This window comes from Variovorax sp. P4_D9 (assembly GCF_056401695.1).
Map to the genome: position 1 here is coordinate 1 of NZ_JBFUIU010001539.1, position 1,095 is coordinate 1,095.

Consider the following 1,095-nt stretch of genomic DNA (forward strand, 5'->3'; position numbering starts at 1 on the left):
CTTCTATACCGAGTGGAAGGGCAAGTACGGCGACGAGGCCTGGGCCAAGCTCGAGAAGTACTCGGGCAAGCTCGCCTGAGGTCCGCGATCAGCAAGACCGATCAGGAGCGCGCCATGCAGTCCACCGTCGACCCGCTCGATATCATCCCGCCCGCCGCGTCGAACTGGTTCGACCGACTGTTGGCTTGGGTGACCGAAGTCCCAGCGGCCGCCATTGTCGTGGCCGAGATCCTGATCCTTGGCGGCGGCGCCTTCGCGCGCTACGCGCTGCACGAACCGCTCACCTGGACCGACGAGCTCGCCAGCATCCTGTTCCTGTGGCTGGCCATGCTCGGCTCGTGCATTGCGCTGCGTCGCGCCGCGCACATGCACCTGACCACCTTCATCAAGGACCTGCCAGCCGACAGGCGCGTTTGGCTCGATGCCTTCGGCATGTGCCTGGTGGTCGGTTTCCTGCTGATGCTCGCCGGGCCGGCCTGGGAGCACTGGCATGAGGAGATGGACGTTTCGACACCCGTGCTGGGCCTGAGCGAAGGATGGCGTGCGGGTGCGGTGTGCGCGGGCGCGTTCCTGATGCTCGTCACTGCGGTCGCGCGGCTGGTCGAGCATGCGAACTGGAAGCAGATCGCTGTCTGCGGTGGCGCGGTGGCGCTCCTTGGCGGAGCCCTGTGGCTGCTGTCGCCGACGCTCGCGACGCTCGGCAACCTCAACCTGATCATCTTCTTCCTGCTGATGCTGGTCGGATGCATCGTGATCGGCGTGCCGATCGCGTTCGCCTTCGGGCTGGCGACGATGTCCTATCTCACCTTCTCGACGTCGACGCCGATGTCGCTCATGCCCAACCGCATGCAGGAAGGCATGTCGCACCTGATCCTGCTGGCGGTGCCGCTGTTCGTCTTCCTGGGTTCGCTGATCGAGATGACGGGCCTGGCCCGCGCGATGATCAACTTCCTCGTGAGCCTRATCGGCCACGTGCGCGGCGGCCTGCAGTACGTGCTGCTGGGCGCGATGTACATCGTCTCGGGCATCTCCGGCGCGAAGGCGGCCGACATGGCGGCCGTGGCACCGGCGCTGTTTCCGGAGATGAAGAAACGC

1 protein-coding gene is annotated in these 1,095 nt (G+C 65.8%); it reads left to right on the forward strand.

The genetic code is table 11. From position 1 onward, the window contains the following. Nucleotides 1–114: 114 nt before the first annotated feature. Nucleotides 115–1,095 (forward strand): TRAP transporter small permease (locus tag AC1DY5_RS56705; RefSeq protein ID WP_478122881.1); only part of this gene is annotated, 981 nt, incomplete at its 3' end.